The organism is Streptomyces niveiscabiei, assembly GCF_033794345.1.
GTDB lineage: Bacteria > Actinomycetota > Actinomycetes > Streptomycetales > Streptomycetaceae > Streptomyces > Streptomyces niveiscabiei.
The window spans coordinates 15441-27698 of the sequence record NZ_JARAYJ010000066.1; the positions used below are offsets into that span (position 1 = coordinate 15441).

15 protein-coding genes and 2 pseudogenes are annotated in these 12258 nt (G+C 71.9%); 11 read left to right on the forward strand and 6 right to left on the reverse strand.

Going from position 1 to position 12258, the window contains the following annotated elements; all coding sequences use genetic code 11:
- From PV682_RS42360 to PV682_RS42380, 5 genes and pseudogenes are all read left to right on the forward strand, one after another.
- Entirely contained in the window at positions 1 to 825 is an 825-nt protein-coding gene (locus PV682_RS42360; protein ID WP_319738019.1) for a carbohydrate ABC transporter permease, read from the forward strand.
- Between the two features lie 73 nt (positions 826 to 898).
- Positions 899 to 1060, forward strand: a pseudogene (locus PV682_RS42365) (SAM-dependent methyltransferase); the annotation flags it as partial.
- Between the two features lie 303 nt (positions 1061 to 1363).
- Positions 1364 to 1825 (forward strand): hypothetical protein, encoded by a 462-nt coding sequence (locus PV682_RS42370; RefSeq protein ID WP_319738022.1) that lies wholly within the window; start codon positions 1364 to 1366, stop codon positions 1823 to 1825.
- A gap of 162 nt (positions 1826 to 1987) precedes the next feature.
- The gene (locus tag PV682_RS42375) at positions 1988 to 3034 is read left to right on the forward strand and encodes a cellulose binding domain-containing protein (protein ID WP_319738024.1); all 1047 of its coding nucleotides are present in this window, start codon (positions 1988 to 1990) and stop codon (positions 3032 to 3034) included.
- Positions 3035 to 3064: 30 nt separating this feature from the next.
- Positions 3065 to 4015 (forward strand): dienelactone hydrolase family protein, encoded by a 951-nt coding sequence (locus PV682_RS42380; protein ID WP_319738026.1) that lies wholly within the window; start codon positions 3065 to 3067, stop codon positions 4013 to 4015.
- Positions 4016 to 4147: 132 nt separating this feature from the next.
- On the opposite strand, the gene PV682_RS42385 is transcribed toward PV682_RS42380, so the two are convergent.
- The 4 genes from PV682_RS42385 to PV682_RS42400 all read right to left on the reverse strand — a co-directional run bounded on the left by PV682_RS42385 (position 4148) and on the right by PV682_RS42400 (position 7219).
- Positions 4148 to 4732 (reverse strand): sigma-70 family RNA polymerase sigma factor family protein, encoded by a 585-nt coding sequence (locus PV682_RS42385; protein WP_319738028.1) that lies wholly within the window; start codon positions 4730 to 4732, stop codon positions 4148 to 4150.
- Positions 4733 to 4903: 171 nt separating this feature from the next.
- Complete coding sequence (locus PV682_RS42390; protein WP_319738030.1) at positions 4904 to 5755, reverse strand: helix-turn-helix domain-containing protein; 852 nt, start codon at positions 5753 to 5755, stop codon at positions 4904 to 4906.
- Between the two features lie 194 nt (positions 5756 to 5949).
- A complete protein-coding gene (locus PV682_RS42395) occupies positions 5950 to 6219 on the reverse strand; it encodes a hypothetical protein (protein WP_319738032.1) in 270 nt (89 codons plus the stop codon).
- A 31-nt stretch (positions 6220 to 6250) separates the two neighbouring features.
- Complete coding sequence (locus tag PV682_RS42400; protein ID WP_319738034.1) at positions 6251 to 7219, reverse strand: NADP-dependent oxidoreductase; 969 nt, start codon at positions 7217 to 7219, stop codon at positions 6251 to 6253.
- A 129-nt stretch (positions 7220 to 7348) separates the two neighbouring features.
- On the opposite strand from PV682_RS42400, the gene PV682_RS42405 reads away from it, so the two are divergent.
- Positions 7349 to 8329 (forward strand): GlxA family transcriptional regulator, encoded by a 981-nt coding sequence (locus PV682_RS42405; protein ID WP_319738035.1) that lies wholly within the window; start codon positions 7349 to 7351, stop codon positions 8327 to 8329.
- 11 nt (positions 8330 to 8340) lie between these two features.
- On the opposite strand, the gene PV682_RS42410 is transcribed toward PV682_RS42405, so the two are convergent.
- The gene (locus tag PV682_RS42410) at positions 8341 to 8679 is read right to left on the reverse strand and encodes a Tn3 family transposase (RefSeq protein WP_319738036.1); all 339 of its coding nucleotides are present in this window, start codon (positions 8677 to 8679) and stop codon (positions 8341 to 8343) included.
- Between the two features lie 425 nt (positions 8680 to 9104).
- Between PV682_RS42410 and PV682_RS42415 the strand changes: the two genes are divergently transcribed.
- The 4 genes from PV682_RS42415 (at position 9105) to PV682_RS42430 (ending at position 11238) form a co-directional block, all read left to right on the forward strand.
- Positions 9105 to 9944, forward strand: coding sequence for an alpha/beta fold hydrolase (locus PV682_RS42415; RefSeq protein ID WP_319738037.1), 840 nt, complete (start codon positions 9105 to 9107; stop codon positions 9942 to 9944).
- A gap of 146 nt (positions 9945 to 10090) precedes the next feature.
- Entirely contained in the window at positions 10091 to 10546 is a 456-nt protein-coding gene (locus tag PV682_RS42420; protein ID WP_319738038.1) for a hypothetical protein, read from the forward strand.
- Positions 10547 to 10651: 105 nt separating this feature from the next.
- Positions 10652 to 10837, forward strand: a complete 186-nt coding sequence (locus PV682_RS42425) for an SDR family NAD(P)-dependent oxidoreductase (RefSeq protein WP_319738039.1) — start codon at positions 10652 to 10654, stop codon at positions 10835 to 10837.
- Complete coding sequence (locus PV682_RS42430) at positions 10834 to 11238, forward strand: hypothetical protein (RefSeq protein WP_319738040.1); 405 nt, start codon at positions 10834 to 10836, stop codon at positions 11236 to 11238. The genes PV682_RS42425 and PV682_RS42430 overlap by 4 nt, the downstream gene beginning before the upstream one ends.
- 79 nt (positions 11239 to 11317) lie before the next feature.
- On the opposite strand, the gene PV682_RS42435 is transcribed toward PV682_RS42430, so the two are convergent.
- A complete protein-coding gene (locus tag PV682_RS42435; protein WP_319738041.1) occupies positions 11318 to 11626 on the reverse strand; it encodes a GNAT family N-acetyltransferase in 309 nt (102 codons plus the stop codon).
- A gap of 266 nt (positions 11627 to 11892) precedes the next feature.
- On the opposite strand from PV682_RS42435, the pseudogene PV682_RS42440 reads away from it, so the two are divergent.
- A pseudogene (locus PV682_RS42440) lies at positions 11893 to 12258 on the forward strand (ABC transporter substrate-binding protein); the annotation flags it as partial.

Consider the following 12258-nt stretch of genomic DNA (forward strand, 5'->3'; position numbering starts at 1 on the left):
GTGAACATCAGCCGCCGCGAGGCCCTCACCGGGCGGGCGTTCCTCGTCCTGCTCATGCTCGTCACCCTCCTCCCCTTCGTCAGCATGCTGTCCGCCGCCCTCCAGCCCCGGGGCACCGTCCCCTCCGGCCTGGAGTGGCCCTCCGACCCCCGCTGGGGGAACTTCGCCGACGCCTTCGACGTCGCGAACATGGGCGCGCTGCTGAACTCCAGCGTCCTCATCGTCCTCGGCGTCGTCCCCGCCGCCGTCGTCCTCGCGACCATGGCCGGGTTCGGCCTCGGCCACCTCAAGGTGCGCGGCGGCGGCCTCGCGATGGGCGTCCTGCTCCTCGGCCTGACCATGCCCTTCGAAGCCGTCATCACCCCGATCTACCACCAGATCGACGGCCTCGGCCTCCTCAACACCCGCTGGGCCATCGTCCTCCCGCTCATCGGCCTCTACATGCCCTTCGCGGTGTACTGGATGCGCGCCCACTTCCTCAACGTCCCCAAGGAACTCTCCGAAGCGGCCCGCGTGGACGGCGCTTCGACCTGGCAGCTCTTCTGGCGCGTCCACGTCCCCCTGGCCCGCCCCGCCATCTCCTCCCTCACGATCCTCCTGTTCCTGTGGACCTGGAACCAGTTCCTCCTCAGCATCGTCATGGTCGACGACCCCACCAAACGCACGATGGCCGGCGCCCTCGGCGCCTTCCAGGGCCAGTGGGGCACCGACCTGGTCCTCCTGTGCGCGGGCTCCCTCCTCATCCTCACGCCCACACTGATCGTGTTCCTCGTCTTCCAACGGCAGTTCGTCAGCGCGCTGTTGCAGGGGTCGGTGAAGGGGTGAGACGGGCGGGCGGTGCCCTGAGACCGCCGACCTCGCGGTCGAGAACCGCGCCTTCCCGCTCCGCGCCTGCCGCTTCCTGGCCGGCGAGGCCGGCATCACCCAGGACCTGGACCGCGGCTCCGGCCTGCGGACCGCCGAGAACACCCACGACGTCGTACACCGCACCACCCCGGACGCCCGGGTCGTGTACGTCGACAACGACCCGCTGGTCCTGCCCCACGGCCGCGCGCTCCCCCAGGAGAGCGGCGCCGGGAACACCGTCATCGTCGCCGAGGACATAGAGGCTGCTGCGGAGCGCCGACGTCCGCTCCGCACTCGACCGGACCTGGCCGATCGCCCTGCTCCAGCGCTCCACCACGGCCGAACTCCCGCCCCTCTTCGCCGGCCTGACCCTGGTCCCACCCGGTTGAGCCGACTGGCGTCCGGACGCGCCGCTGAATGTGGCGCAACGCCGCATCGCCGGGGGCGTCGCGCGTCAACCCTGAGACGGGTACGGTGCCTGGGCCTGGAGTACCAACTCCCTTCGAAGGAGGCGCAGTTGATCACCGACCCGACCCTTCTGCGGATCGGGCACGCAGTGGAGCTGCATCACCACCGGGGCCAACGGGCAGCCGCGCGTGATCTGTTCACGGAGATCTGGGCGGACATCGGCGGCGAGGAGGGGGACCCGCTGTACGTATGCGTCCTCGCGCATGCCATGGCCGATGTGCAGGACGACGTGCGCGAGGAGTTGGCGTGGGATCTGCGGGCGCTCGCCGCTGCCGGGTCGGTCAGCGATGAGCGGGTGGCGCGGGCCGGGGTCACGTTGTCGGTGGCCGGGCTGTATCCGTCGTTGCATCTCAATGTGGGGGAGTGCTACCGGAAGGCGGGGGATCTCGGGCGGGCCCGGGAGCATCTTCAGCGGGCGCGGGACACCGTCGGGGCGCTGGGGGACGACGAGTACGGGCGGCTCATCCGGGAGGGGCTGCGGCGGCTGGCGGGGGAGTTGGGGCCGGGGTGAGCGGGCGGTGGGGCGGCGGGTTGCTGGTCGGGCGGCAGTGAGTACCGGTCATAGTGCGTGACGGGTGATTGACAGTTCATCAGATCGTCGGGAAGCTCGTGATGCGGTCCATGGGTTCCGGGAGAACGACCACAGGCACGTTCGCGAAGGAAGAGGACCAGCATGCGCAGACCCGGCCCGTCCCCCCTCCTGCGGATCCTTCTCGCAGCACTCCTGCTCACTCTCGGCGTCGCCCTCGCCCCGCCCGCCTCGGCCGCGCCCCCCGTCCGCATCATGCCGCTCGGCGACTCCATCACCGGCTCACCGGGCTGCTGGCGCGCGCTGCTGTGGAACCAGTTGCAGAGCACCGGATACACGAACATCGACTTCGTGGGCACCCTCGGACAGCAGGGCTGCGGCCAGCCGTTCGACGGTGACAACGAGGGCCACGGCGGCGAACTGGTCACCAACGTCGCGGACCAGAACCTGATGCCCGCGCGCCTCGCGGCCACCCGCCCGGACATCGTTGCCATGCACTTCGGCACGAACGACGTGTGGAGCGCGATCGCACCCGACCGCATCCTCGCCGCGTACACGAAACTCGTCGGTCAGATGCGGGCCTCCAATCCCGACATGAAGATCCTCGTCGCCCAGATCATCCCGATGAACCCCGCGACCTGCCCCGCCTGCGCCCAGCGCGCCGTCGACCTGAACGCCCGCATCCCCGCCTGGGCCCAGGCGACGAGCACGAGCCGCTCCCCGGTGACGGTCGTCGACCAGTGGACGGGGTTCGACACGGCGACGGACACCTACGACGGGGTGCACCCCTCCGACCCCGGCAACGCGAAGATCGCCGCCCGCTGGTACCCGGCCCTCACCGCACTCCTCGTCCAGGGCGACCCCGGCGATCCCGGCGACCCGGGCTCCTGCGCGGCGACCTTCCGCGCCGTCTCCTCCTGGCAGGGCGGCTACCAGGGCGAGGTCACGGTCACCAACACCTCCACGTCCCCGGCGACGGGCTGGACCGTCACCGTCGTACCGGGTACGGGCGCCCGGATCACCCAGGCGTGGAACGGCACCCTGAGCACGGCGGCCGACGGCACCGCCACCGTCACGAACGCGTCCTGGAACGGCGCCCTGGCCCCCGGCGGCAGCGCCGCCTTCGGCTTCATCGCCAGCACCCCCGGCACCCCCTCGGCCACCGTCACCTGCACCGCGCGAACCTCCTGACCCCCCAGCCAGTAGAGAGGACCGCACCGCATGCACCCGAACAGGACAGTACGACTGCGAGCCGCGCTGGCCGCGGCCGTGATCGGCCTGCTCGCCGCGCTCATATCCACCGCGCCGGCGACCGCGCAGACCACCACGCAGACCCCGGCACAGACCACCGCGCAGGCCAACCCCTACCAGCGCGGCCCCGACCCGACGGTCAGCAGCGTCGCCGCCCAGCGCGGCACGTTCGCCACCGCGGAACTGACCGTGCCGCCCGGCAACGGCTTCAACGGCGGGAAGATCTACTACCCGACCGACACCAGCCTGGGCACCTGGGCCGCGGTCGCGGCCGTACCCGGCTACACCGCGAAGTGGGACACCGAGGGCGCCTGGATGGGGCCCTGGCTCGCCTCCTTCGGGTTCGTCGTCATCGGCATCGACACCAACAGCACCCTCGACTGGGACACCGCCCGCGGCACCCAACTCCTCGCCGCGCTCGACTACTTGACGCAGCGCAGCCCCGTACGCGACCGGGTCGACCCGAACCGTCTCGGTGTCCTCGGGCACTCCATGGGAGGCGGCGGCGCGATCAGCGCGGCCGAACGCCGGCCGACCCTGAAAGCGGCCGTCCCGTTCGCCCCCTTCTCGCCCTCGCAGAACCTCTCGACCCTCCGCGTCCCGACGATGATCATGGGCGCGCGGGACGACGGGGTCGTGACCCCCGCCTCCCTGGACCGCCTCTACGCGACCATGCCCGCCGCCACCCAAGGCGCCTACCTCGAACTCGCCACCGGCGGCCACGGGTTCCCCACCTGGGGCAACTCCGCGGTCACCCGCCGCGCGATCCCCTGGCTGAAGATCTTCCTCGACAACGACACGCGCTACACACAGTTCCTGTGCCCGTCCCTCGCCGACACCAGCGGCATCTCCAAGTCACGCACGAAGTGCCCGTACGGTACGGCCCCGGCGGCCCTCGAAGCACAACTCGCCGTCCACTGACCCTCCTTGGCACACCGCCCCGCCCGGCACACACCGGGCGGGCGGCTCAGGGGGAGCGGGCGTACCGCGCGGGCTCCCCCTCCGTCTGCGTCGTCCCGTCGCGCACGACCAGCGTGCCGGGGCCGGTCATCGTCAGGCCGCAGACGTCGCCCCGCAGACACAGGACGACCAGAACGACCGGTTCGCGCGGCTCGGCATCCTCACCGCCCCCGACGTCGTACGGCTCACCGCGTACCCCCTCGGCAAGGTGACCGCCCTCTTCGACGCCTGGCGCGCCAACGACCTCGGCCCTCTGCTGACCGGCGGACGACCGGACCACTGCCCCCGCTGACGCGAGGGAGGCGGCGCCAGGCCGAACCGCCCCAACTGATCCGGATCGCCGGTCACTTGATACCCGGCGATCCGGCCGTCCCGCACCACGAGCGTCAGCACGAGCCGGAGACGACCGTGCGGCGCCACGGCGAGTCCGATACGGCCGTCGACGAGGACGATGCCTGCGGCCAGCGCGTTGCGGGTGAGCAGCAGCGGCTCCTCGACGACCGACCGCGCACCCCGCACCTCCAGCGGCACGCCGGTCGGCAGCGCGAACGCGTCCGCGCGGCGTACGGCGTCCGGGGCGAGGACCGCCGGCAGACCGGCGATGCCACGGCCGCGCGCGGCGGCGAGGAACGACTCGACGACCCGGCGGAGTTCGGCGAGGCCGACGTCGTCGTTCACGCGACCCGCTCCGCCTGGGTGAGCCGGTACAGGACGACGAGCAGGGCCCGGCCGACCGACTCGACGAGGATCGCCTCGAAGGTCACGGGCAAGCTCGCGAAGGGCCGGCGCATCGCGGGAACGTGACGCCGGGGAAGGCGCGCTTCCGGCGTCCCCCGGCCCCGGCGAGGGTCAGGGCCGGGCGGTGTCGGGAGGTGTGAGGTTCGGCCACGCCAGGTCGTCGACCGCGAGGAACGGCTCGCGGGCGACCGTCGCCGGGGTCGCCCCCGTGTACGCCGCGACCTCCCGGTGCAGGTGCGACTGATCGGCGTACCCGGCGTCCGCCGCGACCCGGGACGCGGGCTCGCCCGCGACCAGGCGGTGGGCGGCGTGGTCGAAGCGCACCAGGGACGCGGCGCGCTTCGGCGGCAGACCGAGCTGCGAACGGAACCTGGACCACAGGCGCTTGCGGCTCCAGCCGACCTCGGCGGCGAGCCCGTCGATCCGGACCAGGCCACGGCTGACGGCGATACGGCGCCAGGCCCACGCGACCTCCGGGTCCACCGGCGGCCCTGCCGCGTACCGGCGGCCGAGCAACGCGTCCGCCAGCGCGAACCGGCCCTGCCACGACGGCACTTCGACGAGCCGCTCCCGGATCCGGTCCGCCTCGCGGCCCCACAGGGCGTCCAGCGGTACGGCGTCGCCGTCGAGGTCGGCGGGGGAGACGCCGAGCACCGCGCGCGCGACGACGGGGGACAGCCGTACCTGTACGCACTCGACGTCCTCGCCGCTCACCACGGCCGCACCGCCCGACCCCAGCCCGGGCCCGGCGACCAGGCAGCCCCGCTGCCGCCCGCCCGCGCAGTCGAGCACCGGCGCTCCCGGCCCGAACTCCAGCAGCAGTGTCACCGCCGGGTGCGGAACCATGCGCAGCACGTCCAGGTCACGGACCCGGAACCCGGCCATCGTGAGCCCCGCGACCCGGCTGGGGCCCTCGGGGCAGGCGACGTCCCAGACGGTGGCGCCGTGCCGGAAAGTCCCCACGGTTCCAGGCTACTTGGGGCATGACCCGGATACGCCGGAAACCCGCCACGGGATGATCTTGGCGTCAGGGGAGTTCGCTACGGGGTGCCGGACACGAGGGCGTTGACGCGCAGGGTGCAGCCCTGACCGCGTCGTACGGTCAGGCCGTGGCCGAGCGCTGCCCGCTCGGCCGGGCGGCGCCCGCCCTTGTCGCCCTAGGCCGCGGTGGCCCGCAGTCCGTCGTACGTCAGCTCGCGCTGGAGTTCGCCGGGGGCGGTGAGATTCATCGCGGAGATGCGCACGGTGTCGCCCGGCCGGGCGTAGGCGAGCAGCTCGCCGAACCCTTCGCTGATGGCGTGGCTGTCCTCGTACGTGCGGTAGCCGGTGATCCTGCCTTCGGCCGCGGTGATGTGGAGGGCGAAGCGGTCGTGGCGACGACGTACTCCTGTGCGGGGGTGAGGTGCTGGCCGGGGAGCCGGGGGCATGGCTGCCGCAAGGCAGATGCGGCGGGAGGGGTCAGGGGATCACGGAGAGGACGATCTTGCCGGTGGTGCGGCCGGTTTCGCCCAGTGTGTGAGCCCGGGCGGCTTCTTCGAGGGGGAAGACCTCGTCGGCGATCACGCGCAGGCGTCCGTCCTCGACCAGGGAGGTGATCTCGCGCAGCCCCGCATGGTCGGGCTCGACGAGCATGAACTCCGCCCGCACTCCGGCCGCTTGGGCTTCCTTGGCGGGGAAGGTGTCGTCCAGCGGCAGGATGGAGATCAGCGTGCCGCCCGGCCGTAGCGTTTGCAGGGACCTGGCCCAGTTCGGGCCGCCGAGGGAGTCCAGGGCGACATCGACGTCGCGGAGGGTCTCGGCAAAGTCCTGGGTGCGGTAGTCGATCAGCTCATCGGCACCCAGCGAGCGCAGCAGCTCGTGCTTGGCGGCGCTGGCCGTGCCGATGACGTACGCGCCGCGGGCCTTGGCGATCTGCACGGCCAGGTGGCCGACTCCCCCGGCGGCTGCGTGGATCAGTACGCGCTGGCCGAGCTGGACGTTCGCGGTGTCCACCAGTGCCTGCCAGGCGGTCAGCGCGGCCAGCGGCAGCGCGCCGGCCTGGATGTGGGTGAGGCCCCGGGGGCGCGGGGCGAACTGCCGGGCCGGGGCGGCGACGTACTCGGCATAGGCGCCCGCCGGGTGCGGGAAGCGCGGCATTCCGAACACCGCATCGCCGGCCTGGAAGAGTGTCACGCCGTCGCCGACCGCCTCGACGACCCCGGCGACGTCGAAGCCCAGGGTGAACGGCGGCGTGGCACCGTTGGCGAACACGCCCCGCTTGCGGGTCTTCCAGTCGGCCGGGTTCACGCCCGCCGCGTGCACCCGGACCAGGATCTCGCCCCTGCCCGGGACCGGGCGGTGCGTTTCGACGAGCGTGAGAACGTCCGGTGCGCCGGCGACGTCCTGGGAGATGGCACGCATGGTCGCGGGGGCGGTGGCCTGGTTCATGAGGACATGCTCTTTTCAGCAGGGTGCTTCTTGTGGTTTGTGCCGGTTCTCCTGGGCACGCTCCAAGACTCGCCGGGCGGACAGCCTCCCAGTAGTGGCCCGATGGTCAAGGGATGAAAGGATCGGGCCATGCACCACGTCGGCGTTCTGGCCCTGGACGGTGTCGTCCCCTTCGAACTCGGCATCCCCGCGCGGATCTTCGGCGCCGCTCGAGACGCCACGGGCAATCCGCTCTACTCCGTGACCACCTGTAGCGTGGACGGCCACCCCGTCCGCGCCGAGGCCGACTACCAGCTCACCGTCGCCCACGACGCCACCCTGCTGGCCACCGTCGACACCGTCGTCATCCCGCCCTCCCACGCGCTGGGCTCCATCCGCGAAGAGGGCCGTCTGCCCGGCGCCCTGCGCGAGGCCCTGGCCGCCATCCGCCCCGGAACCCGGATCGTGGCGATCTGCACCGGCACGTATGTACTGGCCGCCGCTGGACTGCTCGACGGCCGCCCCGCCACCACACACTGGCGCGAAGCCGACCGCCTACAGCGCATGTTCACCACCGCCCGCATCGACCCCGACGTCCTCTTCGTCGACGACGGCGACATCCTCACCTCCGCCGGGGTGGCCGCCGGTATCGACCTCTGCCTGCACATCGTCCGCCGCGACCACGGCAGCGACATCGCCAACGAGGTCGCCCGTTCCTGCGTCGTGCCGCCGTGGCGCGACGGCGGCCAGGCCCAGTACATCCAGCGCCCCGTCCCTGACCCCTCCGCCCCCGGCACCGCCCCCACCCGGGCGTGGGTCATGGAGCGCCTCGCCGAACCCGTCACCCTGGCCGAGATGGCCGGGCACGCACGCGTCAGCGTGCGTACCTTCACCCGCCGCTTCCGTGACGAGGTCGGCACCAGCCCCGGCCAGTGGCTCACCCGCCAGCGCGTCGACCTGGCCCGGCACTTGCTGGAAACCACCGACTGGCCCGTCGACCGGGTCGCCGACCGCGCCGGATTCGGCACCGGTGTCTCCCTGCGCAAGCACCTTCATGCCGCCATCGGGGTCACACCCCAGGCGTACCGCCGCACCTTCCGCCCGACACTCGCCGACGGTTCAGCGCGGTAGCGGCGGGCAACTCACCGTGCCGCCTTACCCACAGCACGTCTCCGGCGTATTCGGGGGAAGCCGTTGAACGCCTCGACCTTGTTCGGCACGGCGGTCACCCGTCGGTGCAGTGGGACGCCGTCCGCGGCGACCGCGGAACCGTCGCCCCACACCTGGTAGATGTCCAGGCGTGCTTGCGCGTCGACCAGTTCGGCGATGGCCTTGCTCAAGGTCGGGATGGAGAAGCGCCGGTTCGCGGCCAGCGACAGTTCGTGCCCGCTCACCCCGGGGATGTGCCGGGCCGCTTCGTAGGGGCCCTTCGGCTTCGGCTCGTTGCCCGAGGCGGGGCCGAAGCGGCGCCACCGTTCCACCTACCGGTCTCGGGAGCGATGACCAGGTCCTCGTTGTCCGGGTACCCGGCATCCGCTGCCGCGGCGGCTGCGGTGAGCTTGTCCTCCAGCTGCCTACGGAAGGACGCCGCGTTGTACGGCGCATCGTCGCCGGGCTCGGCGAGGCCGACCTCCGCCAGGTAGTCGTCGAGCTTCGTCTCGGTGTCCTCCGCTTGAACCGCGGATACGCGGCCCTCTCGATCGAGGTCACAGCCCACTCCGCCCCAGACGAATCCCAACGTCACCACCAACGACACTGGGCCGTACGGGTGAAGGGTGAGGCCGTCAACACTCCAAGATCATCCCGTGGCGGGTTTCTGGCACATCTGGGTCATGCCCCTGCTTGAGGGGGTGCGGGGAACATTCGTCCAATACGGCGGTGGGCGTCGGCCGCGACAGTGGGCCGCATGACCGATACTCCGGCGCTGGACGACGGCGCCCTCCACGCACGCCAGGACGCCCCCGCCCTCCATGTACGCCAGGACGCCCCCGCTCTCCATGTACGCCAAGACGGCCCCCGCGACGCCCCCGCCCTCCTCCTCATCCACGGCTCCGCGTCCTCGACCCGCTCGTGGGACGCGCTCGTCCCCCACCTCACCGGCTCGCACCACGTCATCCGCCCCGACCTCCTCGGACACGGACAGTCGGCCAAACCCGCCGGCCTCGGCTACGCCCTCCCCGACCAGGCGCGGCGCCTCGCCGCCGTACTCGACCGCCTCGGCGTCGGACACGCCGTCGTCGTGGGCCACTCCAGCGGGGGCGCCGTCGCCACGGCCCTTGCGGAACAGCGCCCCGACCTGGTGACCGGGCTCGCCCTCATCAACACCGGCCCCGGCCTGCACGCCTACATCGCCTCCGGCGCCGACCTCTCCCAGTGGCCGCCGACGGACGACCAACTCCGCCAATTCGCGAGTACCGGCTTCAGCCGACCCGGCTACGAGATCCCACCCGAACTCCTCGACGAGGTCCGCCACATGACCCTCCACACCCTCACCGCGACCATGCAAGCCACCCGCGCCTACCTCGCCGAACGCCCCCTCCCCGACCGCCTCGCCCCCCTCGGCAAACCCCTGCTGGTCCTCTTCGGCGAGGACGACCGCAGATGGCGCTCCTCCTCGGCCGCCGAGTACACCGTCGTCCCGGGCGCCCGTATCCACCTCCTGCCCGGCCTCGGCCACTCCCCGATCCTGGAGGACCCGCCACGAACCGCCGCCGCGCTGCTGGCGTTCACAGGGGGACTGGGCTGAACGAAACGGCCGCGTGCCCGGCGACTTGACGGCGAGTTGCGGGTTAATTGCGCGGGGCTTGCGTGGCGGGGGCCGCCCTGTCGTTGTCACCGTTGGGGGAAGCCCCGGAAAGGGGCGGGCGCGACACAACGGGGAGGTTGATCGGAATGATCCGAAGGCGAATCACCGCCGTGGCCATGGCGGTGGGTGCTGTGCTGCCGCTGGGAGTCGTGGCGGCTCCCGGTGCGCAGGCGGCACCCGCCGACTGCGATGCGGGAAGCCCGTCGGGGGTCTACCGGACCGTCTACAGCAGGAGCTTCTACGGCCGCACCATCGAGCTCCGCAACGAATCGATCCTCGACATCTACAGCAAGGCGCGGATCCTCAACTACCGCTCGGGAGACCTGGTCTGGATCGACCGGAGCCTGAGGACCATGCCGCTGACCCCCAAGTACCCCGGCGACAACCAGGTACGGGCCTACGGCGGCGGCTGGAAGCAGTGCGGGCCGTTCGGCAGGAGCGAGTCCAACGTCGTCCGGAGCTGGCACTTCGCCGTACGCGCGTGCTTCCGCCCGGCGGGCGGACCGACGAGCGAATGCGGCCCCTGGTACATCGACCAGTAGATCCGCCCCCTGACAGTCCCCGCCCACGGCAAGGCCGACGGGCGGGGACTCCGTGGTGTGGCGGCACTGAGGCGGACAGCACGACTCGGCTTAATCGTACGAGTGATGCTGGTGAACGGCGTCGGCGGTGGCGACGGGGCGATCGTCAACGTGTCGTCCGTCATGGCTCTGATGCCGGGCGGCTTTCCGCCCGCCATGAGTTCGGTCAAAGCCGCCGTCACCGCGATCGGGAAGGCGCTGTCCGAGGAGTTCGGGCCGCAGGGCGTCCGGACGCGGTGGCGTCTCTGGTGAGCCGCTCGACGTTCTACGACCACTACAAGGACGTCCACGAACTCGCCGAAGCCGCGAGCACCTCGATGATCGACGACATGATCGGCTTCGTCCTGGACCTCGACCCCACCAATACGGCTGCCTCCGACACGGACCCGGACCCCGCGCTGACCGCGTTCTTCGCCCACTTCGCCGACCACGCCGGTCTCTGCCGCAGCCTGCTGGACCCCACGGGCAGCGCCCGCGTCATCGAGCACGTACGCCGCCGGACCACGGCGACCGCGTACCACTCCGCGCACCTGGGCCCCGCGGACGAACCCGGGCCGGACCCCTCGGACCTCCCCGGCGGCCTTCGTCGCGGGCGTGCTCCTCGGCGTCGCCACGGACCGGCTCCTGCGCGGCTGCCCCGCCCGCCCGGATGACCCGCCTGACGAAGCCACTCCTGATCGCCCTCACGCACCAGCGGCCCGGGCGGTAACCGACCGGGCGCACCGGGGCCGGTCAGTCGCTGACCCTGCTGCGGTTCTGGTAGAGCAGGTCCGCGTACGCCGGATGCCGGTCGATCCAGGCCGAGTAGAACGGGCAGGTCGCCAGAACACGGAGACCGGCGGCGCGGGCCTCGTCGAGCGAGGTGCGGACCAGCGCGGAGCCGATGCCCTGACCCTCGTGGGCCGGGGAGACCTCCGTGTGGACGAACACGATCAGCTCCGCCGTCCGGATGTACTCCGCGAACCCGGCGACCTCGGAACCCCCACCCACTCGCGCCTCGTAACGGCGCGCCTCGGGTGCGTCCACGACCTCGACTGTCACGTGCCCTCCTGAGAGTGATGCGTCAAGCGAACCGGCATGGTGTGGTTGACGTGGCAACTTCTACCGGTCGGGGCGAGCCTAGCCGACGGACACACGCGGCGTGTCCGCCGTGAGGTGGCGCGGCACGCGAGGCAACCCCGTTGTTCAACCGAACGGTTGAACGCATCGTCCGCTTCCGGTCGACGCGGTGGAGGCCCTCGCGGGGACAGGGTGGGGGCGGCCGGGACGGTGGTCGTTCCGGTGTCGAGAAGGGACTCATCCCCCACATGGCCAGCAAGTTCAGCAGGCGGCGGATTCTCACGGTCGGCGCGGGCGCCGTCGTCGGAGCGGCGGCGATGCCCGCGGCAGCGCAGGCGGTCACCGGCCCGCGCGAAGAGACCCGCACGCTCGACGAGTTGTACCGGGACGCGATCGCCGAGGGCGGCAAGCTCGTCGTCTACGCGGGCGGCGACCTCGCCGACTCCGGCAGCGGTGCCAACGCCCGCGCCGCGTTCCGGCAGCGGTTCCCCGAGATCGATCTCACGCTGATCGTGGACTACAGCAAGTACCACGACGTCCGCATCGACAACCAGCTCGCCACCGGCACCCTCGTCCCCGACGTCGTCCAGCTCCAGACCCTCCAGGACTTCACC

Coding starts and splice junctions, on each gene's coding strand:
- PV682_RS42375 (WP_319738024.1), top strand. CDS start 1,988: ATGCGCAGACCCGGCCCGTCCCCCCTCCTGCGGATCCTTCTCGCAGCA.
- PV682_RS42380 (WP_319738026.1), top strand. CDS start 3,065: ATGCACCCGAACAGGACAGTACGACTGCGAGCCGCGCTGGCCGCGGCC.
- PV682_RS42395 (WP_319738032.1), bottom strand. CDS start 6,219: ATGCCCCCGGCTCCCCGGCCAGCACCTCACCCCCGCACAGGAGTACGT.
- PV682_RS42400 (WP_319738034.1), bottom strand. CDS start 7,219: ATGAACCAGGCCACCGCCCCCGCGACCATGCGTGCCATCTCCCAGGAC.
- PV682_RS42405 (WP_319738035.1), top strand. CDS start 7,349: ATGCACCACGTCGGCGTTCTGGCCCTGGACGGTGTCGTCCCCTTCGAA.
- PV682_RS42415 (WP_319738037.1), top strand. CDS start 9,105: ATGACCGATACTCCGGCGCTGGACGACGGCGCCCTCCACGCACGCCAG.
- PV682_RS42420 (WP_319738038.1), top strand. CDS start 10,091: ATGATCCGAAGGCGAATCACCGCCGTGGCCATGGCGGTGGGTGCTGTG.
- PV682_RS42425 (WP_319738039.1), top strand. CDS start 10,652: ATGCTGGTGAACGGCGTCGGCGGTGGCGACGGGGCGATCGTCAACGTG.